This is a genomic window from Mycobacterium colombiense, assembly GCF_001665835.1.
GTDB lineage: Bacteria > Actinomycetota > Actinomycetes > Mycobacteriales > Mycobacteriaceae > Mycobacterium > Mycobacterium colombiense_A.
On sequence record NZ_LZSX01000039.1, the window covers coordinates 43,264 to 66,922 of the forward strand.

A 23,659-nucleotide genomic window follows, 5' to 3' on the forward strand; every position below is an offset into this window, starting at 1 on the left:
GCGTCCGCTGCTCGCGGTTTGGCCAACCAGACACCGCCCACGGACTTATGATGCAGCCGTGTCGATCCCGGACGAACTGGAGAAGGCGCGTCGTATGGCGCTCGCCGCCGATGAGGCCGGGGCACGCGATCTGCTGCTCTCGTTGATTCCGCGGATCGAGCGCGACGACCGAGACGACCTCATGCTGGAAGCCCTTGGGCAGCTTGGCGAGATCTACCTCGCACGCGGGGCCTACGACGGGATCCGTGAATCCATCCGGCGCATCCAGGACTGCGTGGCGGTCTACGCCGACATCTCCGCCGGCGCGGCCGCCGAACGGGTGCGGCTGTCCGACAACGAGATCGCACACATGATCTGCCGATACTCGCGGCGCGCCCAGTTCCTGCAGACGGGATTGGCAGCGGCGCTGGGTGATCACGAAGGCGCGGCGGCGGAGCTGACGTCGTTGTGCGACAACGACTCCGGTCCCGGCGATCTCGCCGACGAGCACCGGTACCTGTGCGCCCACGCCCGCGTCCTGTGCGCCACCGCGCTGTGCGACGACGATCTGCACGTGCGATCGGTCCCGTTGTGGGAGAAGGTTCTTGAGAGCATCGGGCATGCCGGCGACAGCGGTGAGCGTGCCGACCACCTTTGGGTCACCGCTGCGACCGGGTACGGCAGGTTCTGCGTGGAGACCGGGCGGTTGCCGGAAGCCGAGCCGTGGCTGCGCCGCGCCGAAGCGCGGGCCCAAGCCAACGGGTGGGAACTGGCCGCAGCCAGAGCACAATTGGAGCGGGCCGCGGCGCGGTGGGCAGCCAACGACCACGCCGGCACCGAGGAACTGATCGGGCAGGCCTATCCCGTCATCGCCCGCCACCACCGGGCCCACGACGTCGCCCGGTGCTGGCTGTACATGGGACTCACCCGGCTGGGGGCCGGCGCCCTGGAGGCCGCCGACGAATGCTGGGGGCACGCCGAACGGCACTGGCGGGAATTGGGAAAGCCACTGCATTTGCACCGTATCCTGTTGCAGCGCAGCTGGATCGCCATCTTCTGGAGCCACTTCTCCGACGCGGTCGAGCTGATCGCGCAGGCCCGGGAACTGCTGGACTCCTCGCCGCGCAGCAGCTGGCTGCAGTACGCCCAGCTCGACAATCATCTCGGAACCGTCTGGCGCGCGGACGCCTTGGCGGACCTCGGGTTCGACAGCTCGGGCGATCCCGACGAGACGCTGGAGGAAACCGAGGCGCGCCAGGCGGAGGGGCTCGGCATTCTGCGCGGCGCGGTCGGCACGCCGGAGTACTGGCGCGGAATGAGCAAGCTCGAACAGGCCGCCGAGCTCAAGGTGCCGGCCGCCCTTGCGGTCGACTCGGTGCGATATTCGATCGCCGACGCCGACGCCAGGGCCCGCTGGGCCACCGGCATTGCGGCGCCCATCCTGGCCGGCGCCTTCGCTGTGGCCTGGGAGTGGGAGAACGCCGCGCTGATCAGTGAGCTCGTCGAATACCACAGCGCGCGAGGGACTTTCGAGGGCTTGCAGCGACCGCGGCTCGGCGAATGGGCGTCGACGGCCATCGCGTCGGTGCCCATCGACGCCGACGCGGAGCCCGCCGCCCTGGCCGCCGCGGGCCCGCCGGTCGCGGGCGGCGCGTCGCTGACCAGGCTGGGGCCGTTGCCGCCCTTGCAGATGCAACCCGGGGCGGGGCCGATCCTGAGTCACTATCGTGCGCTGGCTTTGCAGCGCTACGGGCGCGATGTCACCGCGGCCGAGCCTGCCTGGTCGACGTGGCCATGAGTGGGCCCGACCGGCTGACCCTGGTGCTGCGGTACGCCGACCTCGGGATCGCGACCTACGCCAGCCTGCAAATCGTCGGGCAGCCGTCAAGAACCGTCACCTGGGTGCTGGAAGAGCCGCTGCTGCTGGCCGCGCTGCGGGAGCTCACCGCCGCCCTGCCCGAACCGCACGGCGACGAAACGCGGCGCGACGCCATCGAGCGTGCCCTGGCGACGGGACCATTCGCCAAGCCGGGCACCGAACTCACGGTCGCCTATATCCTCGGAGTGCTGCTGATCGGTATGCCCGGGTGGCGGCTGTTGGCCGAATGCGTGGCCTCGCCGCGGGCGGTGCTGTTCGTCTCGCCGAGCGCACGGTTGGCCCGGGTGCCCTGGGGGCTGCTGGCGATCCCGAAATCGGGCCCCAGCAAAGAGGAACTGGTGCGTTCGCGCCAGGACGCGATTACCGCCAGCGGCCGCGCCGCGGCCCAAATCCCTTGGCAGCTGGCCAATATCGACGATCTCACCGACGGCCATCGCCTGATGGGGCTGGTCGACGTGCTGATGGCGGTGCCACCCAACATCGTGCACTCGCCGCGAACGCCCGCCGGCTGGGACGCCCGGCGAGAGGCTCCGCCGCTGCTGGTTCTCGATCCTCGTGTGCCGGGACAGCGACCGGATTCCACGCTCGGATCGGTGCTGGGCAGGCCCTCGCCGCACACGCCCCTGGCACGGCATTTCGCCGCACTCATCGAACGGCGACCCGTGCTGCCGCGCGCCGGCACCGTGCTCGACCTGTTCCGCCGGCAAGACGCCGGCCGTGCGTGGCTGGGCGAGCTGCTGGCGCAAACCCCGTGCCGGCTGCTCTACGTCGGCCACGCGAGTTCGGCGGACGACCAACACGACCAGGGAACTCGGGCGGACCGGGCGGCCCTGCACCTGGCCGACACGGCGGATATCCCCGGCGATGCCAACGCGATCGGCGATCACCGCCCATTGACCGCCTCGGACCTGATGGCCCTCCGGTTGCCGATGCCGCCACGCGTGGCGCTGCTGGCGTGCGGCTCGGGTGGCGACTATCAATTCGACGAGGCAACCGGCTTGGTGGCGGCGATGATCCTGAACGGCGCGCAGTTGGTGACCGCCACCTTGTGGTCGCTGCCGACGACGGCGGCGTACCGGCAATTCGCCGGGTTGTCCGGAGCGCCGGGCCCGGAACCGGCCGATCCGATGGCCGAGCTGGTGGCCGCCGTGGACGGCGCGCACGACGCCGCGCGGGAGGCCGGATGCGCGGTGAATCGTTGGCAGCGCGAACAGATGCGGCGCTGGCGCGACGGGGATGTCAGCGCCAGTCCGCTGTATTGGGCCGCCCTGGTCACGTTCGCCGTGGACGGCGAACGATAGCGCTCACAGCGACGCCACCCAGGCCGCGTGCACGGCCAGCACATCGTCGGGCAGCGAAAGCTCCTCGCGGGCGGTCGGATCGAAGGCCACCAGCACGACCAGGCCCGGCCGCAGCACGGACAGGTCCAGACCACCGTCGTATCGCGCCAGCTTGCCGATAAACGTCTCCCCCGAGACGGCCACCACCTCGATGAAGACCTGACGCCTGACCTTGCGCACGGTGCCGACCCCGACGGTGCGGTTCCCGGCATCCCGGCGGCGGCGGGACCTCAACCAATCGGCCAGCAGCAACAGCTTGTTCATCCGATCAGCGTCCGGCTGCGCACCGGCTACCGAACCCAACTTTTGGCTGCCGCAAACTTTGCAATGGCCCTATTCTGTGCAGATGAGCGCCGACCCGCAGGTAGCGACCGCCGCGGAAGGCGAGGCGTCGGGACATCCGCGGCGTCTGGTCATCGAGGCGGCGTGGCGGGCCATCGGTCCGGGCGTGGAGGTGCTCAGCGGTGACGATGGCGGCCCGCTGAGCCGCACCGTCAAACGCATCATCGACCCGTTGGTGCTGCGCCTCCGGTCCAACCCCGCGCATTCGGCGCCGGTCGTGACGCCCGAGACGGCCGCGAAGATGCATGACCTCATCGTTGGCAGTGGTTCCGAATTGCGCTCGGCCGCAGCCTGGTTCGAGGCCCTCAAACTGGAGCGACGCCGGCAGCGGATTCGCACCGGGAACGCGCAGGAACTGTACTTTCCGGTGTGCTTCGAGCTCGCCGTCACGAAAGGTCCACCCACGCCGCAGGATTACGAGACGGCGGCGGCGGTGCTCGGCGAGATCCACCGGGATCGCGATCGCACCGCGATCGAGGTCCTGCATCGATACGTCGCGGACCCCGATGTCGTTGCCACGCTGGCCGAGCAGCTGGAGCGCAGTTGGCGCGACGTGCGGGCGGGCGAGGCCGCCATCGATCCGTTCCGGGCCGAGCTTGGCACCGTCTTGGGCACGGCCGGCAGCCACGGCGCGGCGGCGGCCCGTCAACGGGTCTGGACTGCGATGATCACCGGCCCCACCCCGTACAACTTGGGTGCGCTGGCCCGCACCGACACCGCCCACCTGCCATGGTCGCTCGTCGGGTTGGGTTTGAGTTCGATTGCGCCGCAACGCCCCCCGGCGATCTCACAGAGCGTGGACGGCGACCGCCCGCTGGATCGCAGCGTGGTGGACCGGGTGCGCGCCACCCTGCGACGCGCCTTGGATCGCGACGCGTTGCCCGAAATCCCTTTGCTCTGTGAGGAAGAAGTCGACCGGGCCTGCGCGCCGTGGGGGCTGTTGGCCGAAGACAAACAGGCCACGCTGGTGGCCGGCATCGAGGTCGCGGTCCAGCTGGCCCCGCTGGATCCGTCCGCCTCCTGCCGCTACGACTTGGCCACCCAGATCCAGGCGCGGCTTCGCAAGGAAGCCTATGTGTTGCACGCCCGGCGCTACCTGGCCGAGAACGGCCCGATTCATCCTCGTCAACGGCAGGTGGTCGACGACCTCGCCGCCTACGCGCAGCCCTACCTGAGCCGGCTGTGGGCCCGGCTGCATGGGCGCGACGTCTGGCAGGAACCCTGTGCCGACGTCGACGATGTCCGCGCGCTGCTCGACGGTGTGGCGCGGTCGGTGAGCCTCGACCACCGGCAACGGATCAAGGCGATGCTGGAATTGCAGGTGGCCGGGTGAGACTGGTTGCCGATTCCGGACTTTGGAGCACCGGCCCCGTCGACACGGCGGTCGCGACGCCGCTGGTCGCACTGCTGGAAGTCAGCGGTGCGGTGCTGTCCTGGACGCTCGACGATCCCGACGATGCGGCGCCGCACATCACGTTCACCGATGTGTCGCGCGCGGACTGGTTGTGGCGGGTCCTCGGCGAGGCCGGACATGTCGCGGTGGTGTCCGCCGTAGGCGGCGCGGCGGGCCGGCCGCACAGCACAGAGCTCACCGGCGTCGAGCCGGTGCCGGGCTCGGTCGCCCCGCTGCGCAGGCTGGCCACCGGGCACTGGCTGCGCAGGTGGTGGCCGGCCAGCAGGCAGGACGGTATCGCCGGCCTGGACCGTGCGCTGCTCGACGTCGAGGTCGCGTTGCTGACCGCCGGGGCGCAGAGCTTCTTCCCCGACGACACGCTGGATTCCGACGTGACGCAGCTGCTGGAGCCACACGCCGCCGCGCTGATAAGCCATGTCCGCAGCGATGATTCGCGGGTGGTCGACCTGGTGCGGGCGGGCGCCGGACTCGCCGACGAGATCGGCACGCGCGGCGACGACTGGTCCGAACTGATTGCGGCCGTGGATGATTCGAGCCTGATCCCGACGTTGCCGAGCGATCGGCGCGATGACTACGCGCTGGCCGCCGGCGCGGACGCGGGGCCGCGCGGTGCGGGCGCGATAGCCCGGGGCGTCGCGTCCATCGCCTGGGGCGGGGTTCCGCCCGCGATCTTCGATGCCGGCGAGAACACCGTCGAGTGGCGCATCGAGACCGGCGGGGCGACGGTCGTCGCGGTGGTGCAGGCGGCCGTCACCGGCCCGGACCCGGCTACCGGCATCGCGGTGCGACTGCGTTCCGCGGCCATCCACGGCACCGGCACCCTGGACGCGGCCGGACGCGCGACCCTTGCGCTGCAGGACGGCCAGGGACGCGCCCTCACCGAGTCGGCGGCGTGGGACCACGACTGGTCGGTGACGTCGGTGGTCGTGGGCACCGATACGCCCGAATCCGCCGAGACCCGGGAACGCGTGCGAGCGTGGGCGCGGGCGCGGCTGGACCTGCCGCCGCGGGACGCCTTCCTCGCCGAAATATTGGCCTCAGAATCTGCCTATTAGGCCTACTAAGAACCCCGGTCATTCCCTATGCTGAGCGAGTGCCAAACACCTATCGCGTCGTTCAGTGGAACACCGGAAACGTCGGCAAGAGCTCACTGAAATCGATCGTCACCAACCCCACCCTCGAGTTGGTGGGCTGCTACGCCTGGTCGCCGGAGAAGGCCGGGCGCGACGCCGGCGAACTCGTGGGGCTCCCGCCGCTCGGTATCGCGGCCACCAACGACATCGACGAGCTGCTGGCGCTGAAGCCGGACTGCGTGGTCTACAACCCGATGTGGATCAACGTCGACGAACTGGTCCGCATCCTGTCCGCGGGCGTCAACGTGGTGACCACCGCGTCGTTCATCACCGGACACAACCTGGGCGAGGGCCGCGACCGGATCCTGGAGGCCTGCGAGAAGGGCGGCTCCACGATCTTCGGGTCCGGCGTCAGCCCGGGCTTCGCCGAACTGCTGGCCATCGTGTCGGCCATGGTGTGCAACCGGATCGACAAGGTCACCGTCAACGAGGCCGCCGATACCACGTTCTACGATTCCCCGGAGACCGAGAAGCCGGTCGGCTTCGGCCAGCCGATCGACCACCCCGACCTGCCGGCGATGGCCGCGAAGGGCACCGCCATTTTCGGCGAGGCCGTCCGGCTGGTGGGCGACGCGTTGGGGGTCGAGCTCGACGAGGTGAAGTGCGTCGCCGAGTTCGCCCAGACCACCGAAGATCTCGTCATGGCCTCCTGGACCATCCCCGCAGGGCACGTCGCAGGCACCTACATCAGCTGGCAGGGCATCGTCAACGGCAAAGTCCTGATCGACCTCAACGTCCGGTGGAAAAAGGGCCAGACGCTCGAACCCGATTGGCAGATCGAGCAGGACGGCTGGGTCATCCAGGTCGACGGGCAGCCGACGGTCACCACCAAGGTCGGCTTCCTGCCGCCGCCGTACTTCGAGGCCACGACGCTCGAGGAATTCATGGACCTCGGTCACATCATGACGGCGGTGCCCGCCATCAACGGGATCGCCGCCGTGGTCGCCGCGGCACCGGGAATCGCCACCTACGCCGACCTTCCGCTGACACTGCCACGCGGCAACGCGTATGTCAGCATTGATCGGTGAGTGCGCGCCGCATCATTCGCAGCCTCAGCGTTGCCGCCGCGACGGCATCGGGGACCTTGAGCGGGCCCCTCGACATCCCTGCGGCGCATGCCGATCCGTGCCCGGACGTCGAGGTGGCGTTCGCCCGCGGCACCGGCCAGGACGCCGGCGTTGGCGAGGTGGGTCAGGCCTTCGTCGACTCCCTCGGATCGCAGATCAACGGGCGTTCGATGGGCGTCTATCCCGTGAATTACCCGGCGACAGCGGATTTCGCGGCGAGCGCGCAAACCGGCGCCGACGACGTGGTCGCTCACGTCAACGACATGATCGGGCGTTGCCCCGGCACGCGGCTGGTGCTCGGCGGCTTCTCCCAGGGCGCCGGCGTCATGGATCTGGCGACCAGGGCCCTGCCGCCCCAGGCCATCGATCATGTGGCGGCGATCGCCATCTTCGGCAATCCCACCAGCGAGCGCGCAGGCAATTTCACGGGCGTCACCTTTTCGTCGATCGGCCCGCCGTATGCCGCCAAAACCATTGACATGTGCGCCGACGGCGACCCGGTATGCTCCCCCGCCGGCGGCAACCTGATGGCGCACGGCTCGTACGTCCAGTCCGGGATGACGGCGCAGGCCGCCACCCTCGTCGCTGGGCAGCTGTAGCAGGACACTCAGCCCTGCCCGGACACCGCCGTTTCGGGAACATTCGCCCGTCGCCGAACGGGTTTGGCGTAGCGGGCGCCCAGCGCCGGAACCGCGATCGGGCCCTGGTCGCGAACCGCCTCGATGGCATTGCGCAGCGGACGGGCAAGGCCCGCAAAGGATCCCATGTCGAACAGCAGCGGGGTCAGCAGCCGGTTGTGGACGAAGCCGAAGGAGCTGCCGGTCTCGGGGTCGGCCCAGCCGAGCGTTCCGCCCAGCCCGACGTGACCGAAACCGTGCAGTAAACCGGGCACCGGCGACTCGTGGTAGCCGAGGTGAAATGGCATGGGCACCACCATGTTCGCATCGGGCCACTTGCGCCGCGCGTGACCGGCCAGTCCATGCGCCAGGTCCTCGGAGAGGAACTTCTTTCCGTCGATGCGGCCGTCGTTGGCCAGCACGCCGAACATCTTGGCCAGCGCCCGCGCGGTCACCACGCCGTTGGCGGCGGGCACCTCGCCGTCCAAAAACGGGGTGTCACCCTTGATCAGGGAGATGACGCCGGGGAAGTACATCGCGCCCAGCGCACCGGAAAACGGCAGACCGGCCACCCTCGGTGCGATGAAGTTGATCACCGGTGCGCGCAGCCTGCCCTGCGGTATCAGGATTTGGGCCGGCGTGGTCGGTGAGCCTTCCGGTGGGCGGCCCAGATGCAGCCCGTCGGTGTTGAGCGGTCGGGCCACCTCCTGGCGGATCAGTTCGCGCATGCCTTTGCCGGTCACCGCCCTGGCCAGACCGGAGAGCAGCCATCCATAGGTGAGCGCGTGGTAGGCCTGCACGCCGCGCAGGTGATCGACCGGCGCCGCCGCGAGTCGCTCCTCCATCAGCAGGTGGTCCATCAACTCCGCCTTGGTGACGCCCCGCAGGTGTGACAGCCCGGATCGGTGCCGCAGGACGTCGCGGACCGTGATCTCGGCCTTCCCGTTGGCGGCGAACTCCGGCCAGTAATCGGCGACCGGCGCGTCGTAGGACAGCAGGCCGCGGTCGGCGAGCCGGTGAATCACGGTCGACGCGACGCCCTTGGTCGCCGAGAACACCATGGCGCCGGTGTCCGCGGTCCAGCGCTGGGTGCCGGCCCGGTCCGACCACCCGGTCCAGACGTCCACGACGGCCACCCCGTCGACGTAGACGCTCAGCGCTCCCCCGCCGAACCGGCGCCCGGGAAACAGCTGGGAGAACACCCTGATGGCGCTCGCGAAACGCGGGTCGGCGGCACCGGACACACCGCGCGGCAAGCCAGCGTCGCTGACCAGCAGAGTCGACGGCGTCACCGCGTCCCGGCGCCTCGAGCGTTCACGAGCTTGAAGCTATCAGCCCTCGGGTGGCTCCGGATTTGCACCGGGGGCTTGTTCGGTGGGCGAGTCGTTCAAATAGCGCCTCAGCCGCAGTAGCTGATTGACCACGATGCCGATGCCGAGCAGCATCAACCCCACCACTACTGCCACCACGATTGCGGTGCTCACGAGTCCATGATGACAGGGCTGGGGTTTTGATATCTCCCATTGCTGGGTAGCCACAGCGGCATGAGTAACGAAGACAAGCTGAAGAACAAGATCGAGGACCTGGGCGGGCGCGCCAAGGAGGCCGCCGGCAAGGCGACCGGAGACGACGACACCAAGAACGAGGGCAGGGCGGACCAAGCGAAGTCCAGCCTGAAGGATGCCGGCGAGAAGGTGAAGGACGCCTTCAAAAAGTAATGAGCATTCGCAAGGTATCGGCCGCCACGCCCGTGCGCCGGCTGTCGGTTTGCATGCTGTCCGCGGCGGCGGTGGGCGGCGGTTTGATGCTAGCGAGCGCGCCCGTTCCGTCCGCGGCGGCCGAGCCGTGTCCCGACGTCGAGGTCGTCTTTGCCCGGGGATCCGGCGAACGGCCCGGCGTCGGCGGGATCGGTCAGCCGTTCATCGACGCGTTGCGCTCACAGATCGGCGGCAGGTCACTGACCGTCTATCCGGTGAATTACCCTGCCAGCACCGACTTTTCGAGCCCCGACTTCCCCGTGACCGTCATCGACGGAATCCGGGACGCCAGTTCGCACATCGAGTCGATGGCGGCGAATTGCCCCAACACCAAAGAGGTGCTCGGCGGCTACTCGCAGGGCGCGGCGGTGGCGGGCTACACCACATCGGCCGCCGTGCCCCCGGGTGTCCCCGCATCCGCGGTACCCCCGCCGATGCCGCCGGACATCGCCAAGCACGTGGCTGCCGTGGCGCTGTTCGGGACGCCGTCGGGCCAGTTCCTGCAGAAGTACAACGCACCCCCGCTGACCATCGGGCCGCTGTATCAGCCCAAGACGCTCGAGTTGTGCGCGCAGGGCGACCCGGTCTGCGGCAACGGCGACGACTCCGGTTTCGCCGCGCACACGTCTTATCCGGTTAACGGCATGACAAGCCAAGCCGCCAACTTCGCCTCCAGCCACCTGTAGGTTTTTGCGGTCTTGCAGAATGAGCCGATGCGGGTTCTGATCACGGGCGGTACCGGGTTTGTCGGCGGGTGGACCGCCAAGGCCATTTCCGATGCCGGGCACTCCGTCAGGTTCCTGGTCCGAAACCCCGACAAGCTGCAGACCACCGTCGCCAAGCTGGGCGTCGATGTCTCGGACTTCGTCGTCGCGGACATCGTCGACCGGGTCACGGTGCGCGAGGCGTTGCAGGGATGCGACGCCGTCGTGCACAGCGCCGCGCTGGTCGCCACCGACCCGCGCCAGACGCCCGAGATGCTCGCCACCAACATGCAGGGCGCCCAGAACGTTCTGGGTCAGTCCGTCGAACTCGGCCTGGATCCCATCGTCCACGTGTCCAGCTTCACCGCGCTGTTCCATCCGGACCTGGAGACGCTGACCGCGGACCTGCCGGTGGTGGGCGGCGCGGACGGATACGGAACGTCCAAGGCGCAGGTCGAGATCTATGCCCGGGGCCTGCAGGATGCGGGAGCGCCGGTCAACATCAGCTATCCGGGCATGGTGCTCGGCCCGCCGGTCGGCGACCAGTTCGGTGAGGCCGGCGAGGGGGTGCGGGCGGCCGTGCAGATGCACGCGATCCCCGGCCGCAGCGCGGCATGGCTCATCGTCGACGTCCGCGACCTGGCCGCGTTGCACGCGGCGTTGCTCGAGCCCGGACGCGGACCACGCCGCTACACCGCCGGCGGTCATCGGGTGCCCGCGGCCGACCTCGCCAACCTGCTCGGCGAGGTCGCCGGGACGCCGATGGTCGCCGTCCCGATCCCGGACACCGCACTGCGGGTTGCGGGCGCGGTGCTGGACCGGGCGAACCGTTTCCTGCCCTTCGAGACGCCGTTCACCTGGGCGGGCATGCAGTACTACACGCAGATGCCGGCGTCCGACGATTCTCCGAGCGAACGAGACCTCGGCATCACCTATCGGGACCCCAAAGAGACCGTGGCGGACACCTTCGAGGCCATTCGCGCCGCAGGCGGCTGACCGTGGGGTGCCTCAGCCGGCGGGCTTGATCTCCAGGCCGACGTGCACCTTGTCGATGCCGCCGCGGACGATCGAGTGCACGTAGAACCACGGCGCGTGGTACCAGTACCGCTTGAGGACGGCGTTGTAGACGCGTCGCGTCTCCGACTTCGGAAGCACCCGGGCGACGGCTTCGACCTCTTCGCTCTTGGGCTTGCCCAGCGCCCCGCTCTTGGCGATCGTCACCCTGGGAGTGTTGTTGATGCGCTTGGTTTTCCACGACCCGTCGTCGGTGATCACCAACAGCGTGTCGTCGCCGTCGGGCACGCCCCAGATCGGTGTCGGTTTCGGGCGGCCGTCCTTGGTGAATGTCGTCAACAGCACGTACTTGGACTGGATAACGTCCTTGAAGCTGGGGGCCACGCGTGTTCCTTACCTGTGCAGGGATTGCCCCATCCCTATCCCCGGTAGTTAAGAAACTTAAACGCGGCGGGCAACCGTGCAGTCACGACGTCGCGGCCGAAATGGATTGGCTCACCGTGTAACCGTCGATCCCCTCGGTGCCGAGTTCGCGGCCGTACCCGCTGTTCTTGACCCCGCCGAACGGTGCCGCCGGATCCATGATGTAGCCCTCGTTGACGCCGAAGGTGCCCGACCGCACCCTGGCCGCCACGCCGTAACCGCGCTCGACGTCGGCGGTGAACACCGAGCCGGCCAGCCCGTATTCGGAGTCATTGGCGATCCGAACCGCCTCGTCCTCGTGCTCATAGGAGATTACGGTCAGCACCGGACCGAAGATCTCCTCGCGGGCGATCCGCATGTCATTGGTGGCATCGCTGAACAGCGTCGGCCTTACGTACCAACCGGTTTCGAGGCCGTCGGGCATCTCGCTGCCGCCGGTGACCAGGCGCGCGCCCTCGCTTCTACCCGATTCGATGTAGCCACGGACCCGCGCCTGCTGGCGCTGCGCCACCAGCGGCCCGATCTGGGTGTCGGGGTCGGCCGGGTCGCCTACCGTCATCGACTGCATGCCCGCCGCCAGCGCGTCGACGAACTCGTCCTTGCGGGCCTGCGGCACCAGGATTCGGCTCAGCGCATTGCACACCTGACCGCTGTTGGCGAGGCTGGCCATCTGAATCGCGTTGGCGGTCGCGGCCGGGTCGGCGTCGTCGAGCACCACGGCGGCCGACTTGCCGCCCAATTCCAGGCTCACCTGTGTCAGCCGCTGGGCGCACGCCAGCGCGACCTGCCGCCCGGCGGCGGTGGACCCGGTGAACGAGACCTTGTCCACGCCCGCGTGGCCCACCAGCAGTTCACCAACGTCGCGGCCGCCGGGTACCACGTTCAGCACGCCCGGCGGAAAGTCCGCTGCCGCAACGAGTTCGGCGAGCAGCTGCGCGTCGAGCACGGACTCGGGGGCGGGCTTGAGTACCACCGAGCACCCGGCCAACAGCGCCGGCACGATCTTGCACATGGTGAGGAACTGCGGCATGTTCCACGGCACCACCGCGGCCACCACGCCGACCGGTCGCTTGACGATGCGAATGTCCTTGCCGTACAGGCCCGGACGATCCTGTCGCCACTGGTAATTCGCCGCCATGCCGCAGAACGCCGAGATCATGGTCAGCGGTAAACGGACCTGCGCCATCTTCGCGAAGGTGATGGGCGCGCCGATCTCGGCCGAGATCAGCGCGGCCATGTCAGCCCGCCGCTTCTTGTAGATGCCGGCCAGGCGGGCGAGCGCATCGATCCGCTCCGCCGGCTGCATGCGGGGCCACGGCCCGGTGTCGAATGCCCCGCGCGCCGCGCCGACGGCGCGGTTCACATCCTCGGGTCCCGCGGCGACCGCATGGCCGATCACCGCCTCGCTGTGCGGCGAAACCACCGAGATGACGGTGTCGTGTCCAGAGGCTGGTGCCGTCCATTCCCCATCGATGAAGAGTTGGTCCCTCTCGTACATCAATCTCCTTGGGGCTCTGCGTGTTCAGCGATCAGGTGTTGCGGCCGCCGTTGACCCCGAGTATCTGGCCGGTGATGTAGCCGGCTTCCTCGGAGACGAAAAAGGCGCATGCCGCGGCGATGTCCTCCGGCTTGCCGACGCGACGTACCGGGGTGCGCGCGATGTGATCCTCCACCGTGCCTCCGAGCAGGTGCCGCCGCTCGGCGCTGCGCAGCATCGGGGTGTCGACGAAGCCCGGCGGAACGGCGTTGACGGTGATGCCGGCCGGGCCGTATTCGAGGGCCAGCGACTTGGTCAGGCCGTTCACCGCGGACTTCGCGGCGACGTAGTGGGCCATGAACGGCTGCCCGGAGTGGGTGCTGGACGACGAGATGTTGACGATGCGACCCCATCCGGCCTCGACCATGTCGGGCAGCACGGCCTGGACGGTGTGGAAGACGCCGTGCAGGTTCACGTCGATGACCTTGGACCATTCCTCGAAGGACATGTTCGAGAACTTTCCGAACCCCTCCACGCCTGCGGCATTGACCAGCACCAGAATCGGGCCGAACGCCGCGCGGATCTCCGCTATCGCGGTATCGACCTGGGCGCGGTCGGTGACATCGGCGGCATAGCCGAAGCCGTCGTCGGTGGGGGTCAGGTCGAGGACTGCCACCCGGAATCCGTCGCTACGCAATCGCTCGGCGACGGCACGGCCGATCCCAGAAGCGCCGCCGGTAACGACCGCCGTCTTCACGCGAGCAACACCCCAGCTTTCCTGAGCGACCGCCCAAATAATGGGCTTCACATGCCTATCACCCGGTCTCGCCCACGGTCAAGCGCGAGTTGTCGATGTCGCCTTGATTAGGTTCAGGGGCCCACTTAGGGTCCGTTGATGGACAGACCCCCGTTTCGTTTCGGAGTGCAGGCCACCAATGCCGCCGGGTCACGAGAGTGGCGCGATACCGTTCGTCGGGCCGAAGATCTCGGATACACAACGCTTTTCCTCGCGGATCACTACCTGGGACCGGGACCGGCGCAGCGAGAAGCGCGCACCCCGCGCCAAGACCTGGCACCCATCGCGGCGATGGCGGCGGCGGCCGCCTGGACCGAGACCTTGCGCATCGGTTGCCGCGTCTTCTGCATCGACTATCACGTGCCCGCGGTGTTGGCCAAGGAAGCGGCGACTCTCGATCTGCTCTCCGACGGGCGCCTCGAATTCGGCATCGGCGCCGGATGGAGCGGAGTCGAGTACGCCGCGATGGGGCTAGCGTTCGACCGGCCGGGCCGGCGCATCGCCAAGCTGGCCGAGGTGGTCTCGCTCGTCAAGGCCCATTGGCAGGGCGAAGAACTGGACTACTCGGGCGAGTTGGTCGAGGTACGCGGCTATGCGGGACGACCACGGCCGGTGCAGCACCCCCATCCGCCGATCATGATCGGCGGGGGCGGGCAGCGCGTTCTCACGCTGGCCGGACGCGAGGCCGACATCGTCAGCATCTCGAGCGTGCCGTTTGTGGCGCACGATCCCGACGGGCTGGACCCACAGGCGGTGGCGCAGCGCCGGATCGGCTTCGTGCGTGCGGCCGCCGGCGCGCGCTTCGGCCGGCTGGACGTCGAAAGCTCGCCGTACTTCACCGAGATCACCGACGACCCCGAGACCGTACTGGCGGGCCTGGCGAAGTCGACGGGCATCGGCGCCGACCTGTTGCGCGATCATCCGAATGTGCTGATCGGTTCGCTGGAACACGTTGCCGAGACGCTGCATTCGCGCCGGGAAACCCTGGGCATCAACTATGTCACGGTGCAGCAGGCACAGCTCGACTCCTTCGCGCCGGTGGTGGCCCACCTGCACGGGCGGTGAGCCTTGACCGCCGCGACCGCAGGTGCAAGCATGTCAGCTACCCGGTTTGGGCGATCGCTCAAACCAGGTGGCTGACGGTTTCTCGCAGAATGAGACGGCTCAATGGCAAAGCGAACCAGGTACAGCGAATATCGCGATCGGTATGCGAACTACCGGTTCGAACTCACCGACGACGGAATTCTGTTCATGCAATGCCACACCAACGGCGGCAGCCTGGTGTGGGACTGGCGCGCGCACGACGACATGTCGGATGCGTTCGCCGACATCGCCGGCGACCGCGAGATCAAGGTGCTGATCCACACCGGCACCGGCGAGAACTACAACGCCAACTGGGGCCGCTTACCCAACGGTGAGCTGGTGGACAAGCCAGAGTACCAGGTGATGCCCGGCACCCGCGGCCTGGTCAAGCTCGACGAAAAAGCTTGGTACGCACGGCACCTGATCACCAACGTGCTCGACGTCGACGTCCCGATGATCAGCGCCGTAAACGGCCCGTGCAACATCCACTCCGAGGTGGCGCTGATGGGCGATATCGTCCTGGCTTCCGAAGACGCCTATTTTCAGGACGCCTCCCACTTCCCCCGCGGCCAGGTGCCCGGCGACGGCCAGCACGTCATCTGGAGCTTCGTGGCCGGTCATACCCGCGCCCGCTACTTCCTGTTGACCGGCATGAAGCTCGGGGCGGCCGAGGCCAAGGAGTGGGGCGTCGTCAACGAGGTGCTGCCCAAGGACCAATTGCTGGACAGGGCCTGGGAACTCGCCCGCGAACTGGTCAAGCGTCCACCACTGACGCTGCGCTATTCGCGCCAGTTGTTCACCAACCCGCTCAAGCGGGCCTTCATCGACGAGCTCGGCCACGGCCTCGCGCGGGAAACCTACGCGCAGCGCGCCTTCTTCCCGTTCGGGGGCGAGATGGCACCGCTGGACCGGGCCTGGGATCAGGAGCCCTGGGCCAACGGCGGGCAACGCAGTGCAGGAGTCACCTCGTGACCAGCATCCAGCAGCGCCTGTCGACCGGGCGGGGCAAGTTCACCACCGACTATCCCGAGCTGGGGACCGCGCCCGTCAGCTATGAGGACTCGATCTCCGAGGAGTTCTTCACCGCCGAGCGTAAGGCAGTCTTCGAGCGAAACTGGTTGTGCGTCGGACGGCTTGAACGCCTGCCCCGCAGGGGGTCGTACTTCACCCGCGATCTGCCCGGACGGCTCGCCTCGATCGTGATCGCCCGCGACCGCGATGACACCGTGCACGCCTTCCACAACGTGTGCGCGCACCGGGGCAACAAGGTCGTCTGGCAGGAGCACCCGGGCCGCGAATCGTCGGGCACCTGTCGCGCGTTCGCGTGCAAGTACCACGGCTGGCGCTACGGCCTGGACGGCAAGGTCAACCACATCACCAACGAAGGCGAGTTCTTCGACCTCGACAAGAGCACGCTGCGGATGCCGCCGGTGCACTGCGAGGTCTGGGCAGGGTTCATCTTCGTCAATCTCGCCGACGATCCGGTACCGTTGCGCAGCTTCCTGGGCGACGGATTGCTGAGCATCGAGACGTATCCCTTCGACAAGATGACGCAGCACTACGGGTTTTCCACCCGCATCAACGGGAACTGGAAGCTGGCCGTCGACTCGGTCTGCGAGTGGTATCACCCGCCGTATGTGCACGGCCGCTTCATCGATCCCGATGTCGCCAAGGCCGAGAAGATGGTGCCGCCCGTCGACTCCTACCACTACGAACTGTTCCGGCCGCACATGCTCACCTCGGTTCCCGGACCGCCCCCGCTACCCCCGCGCGAGCCGGGCAACGCGGGACCGGCCCGCCAGGACCAGCGCTGGGTCTACAAGCTGTTCCGCGCCGGGCTGTTCGGGCCCGATGACGTGCCCGACTTGGGCTTCGACGGGTCGCAACCGGACTTCCTCAACCGCGGCGAGATCGCCTCGTGGGGCAACGACCAGTTCTGGGTCTTCCCGAACATTTCGATCCAGATCTGGGCACGCGGGTACTACATCACCTACACCTATTGGCCCGAGACCGTCGACTCGCACATCTACGAGATTGACATGTACTTCGTGCCGCCGGTCAACGCCGCCCAGCGACTCGCGCAGGAACTGGTGGTGGACAGCACGATCGAGTTCGCGATGCAGGACGTGAACACGATCGAGGCCACGCATTCGGCCCTGAAGACCCGCGCGCAGAACACCTTCCACCTCAGCGATCAGGAATTGCTGATCCGCCAGTTCCACACCGTCATTCGCGACACGGTGGACGCCCACCGGTCTGAGGAGCGGCGCTCATGACACTGCCGCAGGGGTTCGCAGACCTCGAACCGTTCGTCGCCGATTGGGCGCTGCCGACGCGGGCGCAGCGCTACGAGGCGCGGCTGTCCAAGCCCTACGACGATCTCGTCACGTTCTACGACGCCGTTGCCCCCCGGGCCGAGGAGGCGATCGCCTACCTGAATGAGCGCGACATCAACGCACTACCGGACGATGCGACCAGGCTGCTGCAGCTGCTGTATTCGATGGTCCTGGTCTCCTACGCCGTCAACGTGTTCAAGCAGAACCGCATCCCGGACTCCGGCGCCGCGTTCTTCGACATGGTTGCCGAACCGGTCCCCTGACACGGCCTGTGATAAGACCACACTGTGACCGCATCTCAGCGACCGAAGGCGCGTGATTCGACCACGCGCGACATGTTGGTGGCGGCGACGAGTCAGGTCATGGTCGAGGAGGGCTACGCCGCCGCCACGTCGCGGCGGGTGGCCGCCAAGGCCGGCGTCAAGCCGGCCCTGGTGCACTACTACTTCCCCACGATGGACGAGTTGTATCTGGCCGTCTTTCGCAGCGGTGCCGCCGTCTACCTGGAGCGTCAGCAGCAGGCCTTGGCCTCCGACCGCCCGCTGCACGCCTTCTGGGACACGCTCACCGCACCCAAGGACACCCGGCTGCTGCTGGAGTTCATGGGACTTGCCAACCACCGCAAGGAGATTCGGGCCGAGATCTCGGCTTGGTCGGAACGCTGGCGCGAACAGCAGATCACCGCGCTGAACTTCATCGTTCGCGAACACGATCTCGATACCGACGAATTCCCGCCCGCGGCCCTGGCGGTGGTGATCGCCTCCATCGGGCGCACCCTGATCCTCGAACAGGGGCTCGGCACCCACGGTGGGCACGACGAGGCCGTCGCGCTGGTCAACCGCTTCCTGGACCGGTTCGAGATGCCCACCCCGAAGAAACGCCGGGCCACCTGAGACGGCAGCTCAGGGCAACACCACCCGCAGCCGCTCCCAGCCGCGCACGGTCGACGTCGACGCCAATTGCGCGGTGTCGTAATCGATGTCCCATTCGGGCCACCGGTTGAGGATCTCGTCCAGCGCGACGCGGCCCTCGAGGCGGGCCAGGTTGGCGCCCAGGCAGTAGTGCACGCCCTTCCCGAAGGTGATGTGCGAGATGTTGTCGCGACGGATGTTGTAGGTGTCCGGATCGGTATAGCGGCGGTGATCGCGGTTCGCGGCGCCGAACAGCAACAGCATGGCGCTGCCGGCCGGAACAGTCGTGCCGTAGCACTCGAAATCCTTTGCCATCCAACGCGCGACGTGCGGGCCGGTGGGTTCGAATCGCAACGTCTCGTCGATGGTGCGGGTCAACAGTGACCGGTCCTCGTAGACCGCGCGGCGCTGCTCGGGGTGCTCGGCGAGCACCTTGGCCAGCCAGCCGATCAGCCGGCCGGTGGTCTCGTTGCCCGCCCCGGCGACCACCTGGGTGTAGTGCAACACCTCTTTGCGGGTCAGCTTGCGGTGCACCCCGTTCTCGTCGTCGAATTCGACGTTGAGCAGCGTCGTCATCAGGTCATCCGACGGGTTGTTGGAGCGCCATTCGACGTAGTCGGCGTAGATCCGGCCGTCGGCGATGGAGTCGGCGTTGGCGACCTTCAACGGCGCGCCCGGCTTGGTGCGCAGGTTGGCGTCATTGGCGTCGCGCACCGAGATCTGTTCGGATTCCGGGATTCCCAACAGCATCCCGATCACGCGCATCGGCATCATGGATGCCAGCTCGGCGATGATGTCGAATCCACCGGAGCCGACCAGCGGGTCCAGGCAGCGTATGCAGTACTGCCGAATCTGGTCCTCGAGGGCGGCCATCCGGCGGGGGGTGAACACCCGCGACATCAGGCCTCGCAGCCTCGAGTGCTCCGGTGGGTCCTGGAACATCATGACGCCGCCGGGCATGTCGAATTTCGACTGGACGAGCTCCAGGATGTCACTTCGCCGGTTGGAGAAGGTCTCCCAGTTGGCCAGGCCGTGCTCGACGTCGGAATGCCTTGACAGGGCCCAGAAGTCGTAGCGTTCGTTGTAGTAGATCGGCGCCTCTTCGCGCAGCCGCGCGTAGATCGGGTAGGGGTTGGCATTGATGTTGACGTCGTAGGGGTCGTAGTAGACGTCGGTGTCGTTGGTGACGGTCATCGATGCTTTCCTTACTTCAGGCAGCTGCCGGCATCCACCGGCAGCGCCACGCCGGTGATGTATCGCGCTTCGTCGGAGGCCAGGAACAGCACGGCGTTGCTGATGTCCTGGGCGGTGACCCACGGGATCGGCAGCGTGTGGAAGGTTTGGCAGATCGGCGCGAGGTCGTCCGGCCCCGGGTTCTCCAGGTCGGGGCGGAAGGCATGAAAGGTGCCCTCGTTGATCAGCAGCGGCGTGTTCACGTGGGTCGGCAGCACGGCGTTGACCCGGATCATCTTGTGCCCCAATTCAACTGCGAACGCCCGCATCAGCCCGATCACCCCGTGCTTGGCCGACGTGTAGTGGCCGGTGTGCAAGTAGGCCTTCTTACCCGCGACCGACGAGGTCAAGATGATCGAACCGCCGCGGTCCCCGGCCAGCATGTGCGGGACACCGGCTTTGACCGACTTCCACACCCCGCTGAGGTTGACGTCGATCATCTCCTGCCACAGCGCCTCGTCGGTCTTGTGCAGCTTGCCGGTCATCGTGCCGATGCCCGCGTTGGCGACGATGACATCCAGCCGCCCCAGCTGTTCGACGCCGCTGTCGACCGCCGCCTTCAACGCGTCGTACTCACGCACGTCCACTTCGGCGGTCACGACGCGAGCTCCGGCGTCCTTGACCATGCCCGCGGTGATATCGAGGTCTTCCGGCGTCGCGGCGGGGGCCGGCGACCCTTCGAATCCACGGCAGATGTCGACCGCGATGATGTCGGCACCCTCCTGCGCGAGCCGGACGGCGTGACTTCTGCCCTGCCCCCGCGCCGCACCTGTCACGAATGCGACCTTGTCATCCATCCGACCCATACATCCTCCACCCATCGACTTTGGGCGATCGCCCAAAACTGTGGCGCAGGCCATGTTTAGCAGCATCCCGACGAGTCCGTCAAGGCCGTAGGGCGGCCTCGATCAGCGTCGCCGCGATGGCTTCTCTTTAAGGAGACGTCACGGGCCCGCCCGACTTCGTGAAGATTTGCGGCAGGGGTGTGAAGGCTTCGTTAAGAACGAGGCACGCCGCCCGCGGGACCCGCACCGTGGGACCATGACGTTCGCCGCTACCCGCGACGGCGCCCTGCGCTGGACGCAGGCGCCGCTGCGCGCCGTGCCCGGCGCGGCGTCGGTTCGCGTGACGGCCACCTATGCGGTCATCCTGCTCGTCATCTATCTCGTCCTCGCGGCGCTGGGCCCGCATGCGCACGAGGTCGCCGTAAGCCGCATGAGCACAAACGTTCACAATCTTGGGCGCGGACATCTGGGCACTTTGATCGGGAGCGCATTCGTCAACGACGGCGGTGATCTGTTCTTCTGGCTGCCCGGGCTGGTCTGCCTGCTGGCCTTGGGTGAACTCATGTGGTGTGGTCGGGGTCTGCTCGTCACCTTTGCCGTCGGCCACATCGGCGCCACGTTGATCGTCGCGGTCGGGCTGGTCGCTGCCATCGAGACGGGGATGCTGCCGGTCTCGGTCGCCCGCGCCAGTGACGTGGGGATCAGTTATGGCGCGGTATGTGTGCTCGGCGCGTTCACGGCGGCGGTCCCGGCGCGCTGGCGCGGGGTCTGGGCGGGCTGGTGGCTGGGGACCGCGGTGGTGGCGGCCGCGGGCGCGGATTTCACCGCCGTCGGCCACGTGGTGGCGTTGCTGCTCGGCATCGGATTGTCGTTCCGGTTGCGGCCGGCTGCCACTTGGACACCGCTGCACCAGGCCTTGCTCATGGTCGGTGTCACGTTCGGCTATCTGTTGCTCGCCGGGCCTTCGCTGATGGCGCCGGCCGGCGGCCTGGCCGGTGCGCTCATCGGGCTGGCCACCAATCGCTCGCTAGTCAGGGGGCCCGGTCAGTGTGTCGACGTGGTAGCGGCTGGCGGTCCAGGGCGGTGAGTCGGCGGTGGGCGTCAGGGTGACGCTCACCTGCGCCTTGCCCGCCGTGACCGAGCGCGGCACCAGGTAGGTGTCGTCCAGCCAGCGGTGAAAGGTGTTGCTGCGCGGCTGTAGCCAGTTGCCCGTCGGTACGCCGTCGACGGCGACGTCCGCCGATTGAAATCCAGTCGCTTGATCCGCGGTGCGGCGTAGCAGGATGCCGTGGTTGTCCGGATCGATCTGGACGTGAAAGGTGATCGCGCCCTGGGTGGTACGGACCGAGCCGACCACGGGCAGGGTGTCCTGGGTGCCCTCGTATTCGCTGACCAGTAGCTGATCGGTCGCGTCGGAGTCGGTGTAGCCGTGCAGGACTCGATTGATGGGGTCGGTGGGGTTGACGTCGTCACCGGCGGTGACGCCGGCGTCGGGCTGTGTGTAGAGGAATGCGGTTGAGCTGTAGTCGGGTTGGACCATATTCCTTTTCCCGTGCTCGATGCCGAATCGGATCCCGGAGTGATAGCCGATCGCGTCGGCCAGCATGATGCGGTAGACGGCGACGCAGTAGTCGGCGCATCCGCCCGTGGCGGTGCGTTGATCGGGCTGGCCGTTGAGTGGGTCGCTGAAGTGGGTGCCGTTCTTGAAGTACCAGCCGCCCTCGTAGAGGTCCTCGGTGCCGGTTCCGTACCACTGCGGGGATGCGGCGCCGTCGGTGTAGACCCGCTCGGCGCCTTCGAGAAAGTAAGGGGCGTCATCACTGAACGCCGTTTTGGTTCGATAGCCGCGGATGGTGTGACTGACGCCGACGAATTTGCCGCGTCCCTGCTCCTCGGCGAACACCCAGTCCTGGCCCGCGACCGTCGGTCCGGCGTGCGAGCGCGCGGTGAAGTAGCCGGCGCGGCCGCTGGTCAATGCGGGCGCCCATTGGCCGTCGGGTGTGGTGGCGAGGTCGCTGACTATCCCCGTGACCGGGCCGGCGCCCGTGTTGACGAGCGAGACACGGGCCGACTGCGCGAAAGGCATTGGCCACCAATCGCATAACACCACCGATCCATCGGGTTGGATGCTGGTCCCGAACATCAACGATCGCACGGGGTTCGCACCGAGTCCGGCACCGAAGAATTCCCCGAGTGGCGAGTCGACCATGGTCCGGCCGTCGAACTCAATCTGCAGCCGCAATCCGTCCAGCTGTTCCACCGCCGGTTCGGGCAGTTGCAGCCGCAGCTCCGAGACGCTGGCCGAGCCAGTCGATTCGGCGATGGTTTGCGCGGCACCGGCGGCCAGGTCGCTGACCCGAGTGCTGTGCGCCGCCCCGGCTGCCACCGGTTTGGGGTCAACCACGCCGGCGGACTTGAGCGTGTCCAGCACATCGAGCGCGGGATCGGAGGGTGAGAACGTGTTAACCCCGTCGCCATCGGGAAACTGCCGATAGTCGACGTGGTAATACTCCAAATGCGATGTGACGCTGACCCGCATCGAACGCCGGTAGGGCATCGGCACTTTGATGTAGACGCCGCCGGGCGATTGTGCGGCGTTGGCCACCAGCGGCCATACAAATGGGGCCCCCAATTTGCCGTCGACCAACGATTGCAATGGTGTGTCTACAACGGCCTGCCCGTCCAGCTCGATGCGGATGTTTCCGAGAGCGCGGACATTGCCGCCGTCGCGGGTCAGCCAGATCGAATCGATTTCTCCGGCACCGTGATCCTCCGCGATGACGCAGCCGGCACCCCCGGGTGCCAGGCACCCGCCACTGCCGTTGCGATTGCCCGTGGACATGTCGAAATCGCCGCCGCTGCGGTCAAAGCTCGATACCTGCAGAGTCTGCGAACCAGGGTTCAAATAGGGCAACAGGTCCAATCGACGGTAGGTATCCCAGCCGACCATTCGTGCGCCCGATTGGTTTGTGTCGGGTGCGGCCGGCTCCGCGCCGGCCGCCCCGGCACCGGGATTTACCAATAGCAGCAACGCGAATACCGCGGAACTCACGCGCACCGCAGCCGACATAGCCACTGAGCCTACTTTTGTCGGCCTCGTCGGCGGATGATCCGGCCGCAACTTTCGCAATTAAACACGGTACGTACTAGCAGTTTAGGAATGGGCGCAATTTCGTACTGAAAGTTGGATTTAGCCCCGCTGGACAAGCTCGTATCCTGTTTCGGGCCAACGTCTTTAGGCCCGTCCGCATACTCACGGAATGCGGTTAAGGCGGCCGCAAGCATCGTCTTCGCTACTCGACCAGGACAAAGGGCGACGATCGCATTCAACTACTCTCCCTGCTGCGCAGTAAAAACGGCATTTCGCGG

At 67.5% G+C, this 23,659-nt stretch carries 24 protein-coding genes; 15 read left to right on the forward strand and 9 right to left on the reverse strand.

Translation table 11 applies throughout. The annotated features are described in order from the left end of the window. Positions 1–58: 58 nt before the first annotated feature. Both A5760_RS09635 and A5760_RS09640 read left to right on the forward strand, forming a co-directional pair. Entirely contained in the window at positions 59–1,777 is a 1,719-nt protein-coding gene (locus tag A5760_RS09635) for a hypothetical protein (RefSeq protein ID WP_064880046.1), read from the forward strand. Beyond that, complete coding sequence (locus tag A5760_RS09640) at positions 1,774–3,159, forward strand: CHAT domain-containing protein (protein WP_064880312.1); 1,386 nt, start codon at positions 1,774–1,776, stop codon at positions 3,157–3,159. The genes A5760_RS09635 and A5760_RS09640 overlap by 4 nt, the downstream gene beginning before the upstream one ends. 3 nt (positions 3,160–3,162) lie before the next feature. On the opposite strand, the gene A5760_RS09645 is transcribed toward A5760_RS09640, so the two are convergent. Beyond that, positions 3,163–3,462 carry a hypothetical protein gene (locus tag A5760_RS09645; RefSeq protein WP_155764276.1) on the reverse strand — a complete coding sequence of 100 codons (300 nt, stop codon included), beginning with the start codon at positions 3,460–3,462 and terminating at the stop codon, positions 3,163–3,165. An 82-nt stretch (positions 3,463–3,544) separates the two neighbouring features. Between A5760_RS09645 and A5760_RS09650 the strand changes: the two genes are divergently transcribed. From A5760_RS09650 to A5760_RS09665, 4 genes are read left to right on the forward strand one after another with little or no spacing between them, the layout of a single operon-like run. Continuing rightward, positions 3,545–4,873: a hypothetical protein gene (locus tag A5760_RS09650; RefSeq protein ID WP_064880050.1), complete on the forward strand. Its 1,329-nt coding sequence runs from the start codon at positions 3,545–3,547 to the stop codon at positions 4,871–4,873. Then, positions 4,870–6,009, forward strand: coding sequence for a hypothetical protein (locus A5760_RS09655; protein WP_064880052.1), 1,140 nt, complete (start codon positions 4,870–4,872; stop codon positions 6,007–6,009). The genes A5760_RS09650 and A5760_RS09655 overlap by 4 nt, the downstream gene beginning before the upstream one ends. Positions 6,010–6,047: 38 nt before the next feature. Beyond that, complete coding sequence (locus A5760_RS09660) at positions 6,048–7,115, forward strand: hypothetical protein (RefSeq protein WP_064880054.1); 1,068 nt, start codon at positions 6,048–6,050, stop codon at positions 7,113–7,115. Continuing rightward, positions 7,112–7,753 (forward strand): cutinase family protein, encoded by a 642-nt coding sequence (locus A5760_RS09665; RefSeq protein WP_064880056.1) that lies wholly within the window; start codon positions 7,112–7,114, stop codon positions 7,751–7,753. The genes A5760_RS09660 and A5760_RS09665 overlap by 4 nt, the downstream gene beginning before the upstream one ends. Before the next feature lie 8 nt (positions 7,754–7,761). Here the strand turns inward: A5760_RS09665 and A5760_RS09670 are convergent, their stop codons facing one another. Continuing rightward, entirely contained in the window at positions 7,762–9,063 is a 1,302-nt protein-coding gene (locus tag A5760_RS09670) for a serine hydrolase domain-containing protein (RefSeq protein WP_064880058.1), read from the reverse strand. Between the two features lie 39 nt (positions 9,064–9,102). Then, on the reverse strand, positions 9,103–9,255 hold the full coding sequence (locus A5760_RS26640) for a hypothetical protein (RefSeq protein WP_155764277.1): 153 nt from the start codon (positions 9,253–9,255) through the stop codon (positions 9,103–9,105). 60 nt (positions 9,256–9,315) lie between these two features. Here A5760_RS26640 and A5760_RS09675 point away from each other — a divergent pair, with 60 nt between their 5' ends. From A5760_RS09675 to A5760_RS09685, 3 genes are read left to right on the forward strand one after another with little or no spacing between them, the layout of a single operon-like run. Continuing rightward, positions 9,316–9,489 carry a CsbD family protein gene (locus tag A5760_RS09675; protein ID WP_064880060.1) on the forward strand — a complete coding sequence of 58 codons (174 nt, stop codon included), beginning with the start codon at positions 9,316–9,318 and terminating at the stop codon, positions 9,487–9,489. After that, the gene (locus tag A5760_RS09680) at positions 9,489–10,214 is read left to right on the forward strand and encodes a cutinase family protein (RefSeq protein ID WP_064880062.1); all 726 of its coding nucleotides are present in this window, start codon (positions 9,489–9,491) and stop codon (positions 10,212–10,214) included. Before A5760_RS09675 ends, A5760_RS09680 begins: the two co-directional genes overlap by 1 nt. Positions 10,215–10,241: 27 nt before the next feature. Next, positions 10,242–11,228, forward strand: coding sequence for an NAD-dependent epimerase/dehydratase family protein (locus tag A5760_RS09685; RefSeq protein ID WP_064880313.1), 987 nt, complete (start codon positions 10,242–10,244; stop codon positions 11,226–11,228). Between the two features lie 12 nt (positions 11,229–11,240). Here the strand turns inward: A5760_RS09685 and A5760_RS09690 are convergent, their stop codons facing one another. From A5760_RS09690 to A5760_RS09700, 3 genes are all read right to left on the reverse strand, one after another. After that, positions 11,241–11,630 carry a PPOX class F420-dependent oxidoreductase gene (locus tag A5760_RS09690; RefSeq protein WP_064880064.1) on the reverse strand — a complete coding sequence of 130 codons (390 nt, stop codon included), beginning with the start codon at positions 11,628–11,630 and terminating at the stop codon, positions 11,241–11,243. 82 nt (positions 11,631–11,712) lie between these two features. Continuing rightward, complete coding sequence (locus A5760_RS09695; protein ID WP_064880066.1) at positions 11,713–13,167, reverse strand: aldehyde dehydrogenase; 1,455 nt, start codon at positions 13,165–13,167, stop codon at positions 11,713–11,715. Positions 13,168–13,198: 31 nt separating this feature from the next. Next, on the reverse strand, positions 13,199–13,903 hold the full coding sequence (locus A5760_RS09700) for an SDR family NAD(P)-dependent oxidoreductase (RefSeq protein WP_064880068.1): 705 nt from the start codon (positions 13,901–13,903) through the stop codon (positions 13,199–13,201). Between the two features lie 138 nt (positions 13,904–14,041). Here A5760_RS09700 and A5760_RS09705 point away from each other — a divergent pair, with 138 nt between their 5' ends. The 5 genes from A5760_RS09705 to A5760_RS09725 all read left to right on the forward strand — a co-directional run bounded on the left by A5760_RS09705 (position 14,042) and on the right by A5760_RS09725 (position 18,254). After that, positions 14,042–15,007: a TIGR03621 family F420-dependent LLM class oxidoreductase gene (locus A5760_RS09705; RefSeq protein WP_064880070.1), complete on the forward strand. Its 966-nt coding sequence runs from the start codon at positions 14,042–14,044 to the stop codon at positions 15,005–15,007. A gap of 102 nt (positions 15,008–15,109) precedes the next feature. Further along, positions 15,110–15,997 (forward strand): enoyl-CoA hydratase/isomerase family protein, encoded by an 888-nt coding sequence (locus tag A5760_RS09710; RefSeq protein WP_064880072.1) that lies wholly within the window; start codon positions 15,110–15,112, stop codon positions 15,995–15,997. Continuing rightward, on the forward strand, positions 15,994–17,301 hold the full coding sequence (locus A5760_RS09715) for an aromatic ring-hydroxylating oxygenase subunit alpha (protein WP_064880074.1): 1,308 nt from the start codon (positions 15,994–15,996) through the stop codon (positions 17,299–17,301). The genes A5760_RS09710 and A5760_RS09715 overlap by 4 nt, the downstream gene beginning before the upstream one ends. Then, positions 17,298–17,624: a hypothetical protein gene (locus tag A5760_RS09720; RefSeq protein WP_064880076.1), complete on the forward strand. Its 327-nt coding sequence runs from the start codon at positions 17,298–17,300 to the stop codon at positions 17,622–17,624. The genes A5760_RS09715 and A5760_RS09720 overlap by 4 nt, the downstream gene beginning before the upstream one ends. Positions 17,625–17,696: 72 nt before the next feature. Continuing rightward, complete coding sequence (locus A5760_RS09725; RefSeq protein WP_064880077.1) at positions 17,697–18,254, forward strand: TetR/AcrR family transcriptional regulator; 558 nt, start codon at positions 17,697–17,699, stop codon at positions 18,252–18,254. 9 nt (positions 18,255–18,263) lie between these two features. On the opposite strand, the gene A5760_RS09730 is transcribed toward A5760_RS09725, so the two are convergent. Together A5760_RS09730 and A5760_RS09735 are read right to left on the reverse strand one after the other, a co-directional pair. Then, on the reverse strand, positions 18,264–19,466 hold the full coding sequence (locus tag A5760_RS09730; protein ID WP_064880079.1) for a cytochrome P450: 1,203 nt from the start codon (positions 19,464–19,466) through the stop codon (positions 18,264–18,266). Positions 19,467–19,477: 11 nt separating this feature from the next. Continuing rightward, entirely contained in the window at positions 19,478–20,311 is an 834-nt protein-coding gene (locus A5760_RS09735; protein WP_155764279.1) for a mycofactocin-coupled SDR family oxidoreductase, read from the reverse strand. A gap of 235 nt (positions 20,312–20,546) precedes the next feature. Here A5760_RS09735 and A5760_RS09740 point away from each other — a divergent pair, with 235 nt between their 5' ends. Continuing rightward, on the forward strand, positions 20,547–21,377 hold the full coding sequence (locus A5760_RS09740) for a rhomboid-like protein (RefSeq protein WP_082279408.1): 831 nt from the start codon (positions 20,547–20,549) through the stop codon (positions 21,375–21,377). Here the strand turns inward: A5760_RS09740 and A5760_RS09745 are convergent. After that, the gene (locus A5760_RS09745; protein WP_064880083.1) at positions 21,318–23,360 is read right to left on the reverse strand and encodes a glycoside hydrolase family 172 protein; all 2,043 of its coding nucleotides are present in this window, start codon (positions 23,358–23,360) and stop codon (positions 21,318–21,320) included. The two genes, A5760_RS09740 and A5760_RS09745, sit on opposite strands and share 60 nt — an antisense overlap. Positions 23,361–23,659 lie beyond the last annotated feature (299 nt).

Excerpts from the sequence above, each read along its gene's own strand:
- A5760_RS09640 (WP_064880312.1), top strand. The coding sequence starts at position 1,774 with ATGAGTGGGCCCGACCGGCTGACCCTGGTGCTGCGGTACGCCGACCTC.
- A5760_RS09645 (WP_155764276.1), bottom strand. The coding sequence starts at position 3,462 with ATGAACAAGCTGTTGCTGCTGGCCGATTGGTTGAGGTCCCGCCGCCGC.
- A5760_RS09650 (WP_064880050.1), top strand. The coding sequence starts at position 3,545 with ATGAGCGCCGACCCGCAGGTAGCGACCGCCGCGGAAGGCGAGGCGTCG.
- A5760_RS09675 (WP_064880060.1), top strand. The coding sequence starts at position 9,316 with ATGAGTAACGAAGACAAGCTGAAGAACAAGATCGAGGACCTGGGCGGG.
- A5760_RS09680 (WP_064880062.1), top strand. The coding sequence starts at position 9,489 with ATGAGCATTCGCAAGGTATCGGCCGCCACGCCCGTGCGCCGGCTGTCG.
- A5760_RS09685 (WP_064880313.1), top strand. The coding sequence starts at position 10,242 with ATGCGGGTTCTGATCACGGGCGGTACCGGGTTTGTCGGCGGGTGGACC.
- A5760_RS09695 (WP_064880066.1), bottom strand. The coding sequence starts at position 13,167 with ATGTACGAGAGGGACCAACTCTTCATCGATGGGGAATGGACGGCACCA.
- A5760_RS09705 (WP_064880070.1), top strand. The coding sequence starts at position 14,042 with ATGGACAGACCCCCGTTTCGTTTCGGAGTGCAGGCCACCAATGCCGCC.
- A5760_RS09710 (WP_064880072.1), top strand. The coding sequence starts at position 15,110 with ATGGCAAAGCGAACCAGGTACAGCGAATATCGCGATCGGTATGCGAAC.
- A5760_RS09720 (WP_064880076.1), top strand. The coding sequence starts at position 17,298 with ATGACACTGCCGCAGGGGTTCGCAGACCTCGAACCGTTCGTCGCCGAT.
- A5760_RS09725 (WP_064880077.1), top strand. The coding sequence starts at position 17,697 with ATGTTGGTGGCGGCGACGAGTCAGGTCATGGTCGAGGAGGGCTACGCC.
- A5760_RS09730 (WP_064880079.1), bottom strand. The coding sequence starts at position 19,466 with ATGACCGTCACCAACGACACCGACGTCTACTACGACCCCTACGACGTC.
- A5760_RS09735 (WP_155764279.1), bottom strand. The coding sequence starts at position 20,311 with ATGGGTCGGATGGATGACAAGGTCGCATTCGTGACAGGTGCGGCGCGG.
- A5760_RS09740 (WP_082279408.1), top strand. The coding sequence starts at position 20,547 with ATGACGTTCGCCGCTACCCGCGACGGCGCCCTGCGCTGGACGCAGGCG.
- A5760_RS09745 (WP_064880083.1), bottom strand. The coding sequence starts at position 23,360 with ATGTCGGCTGCGGTGCGCGTGAGTTCCGCGGTATTCGCGTTGCTGCTA.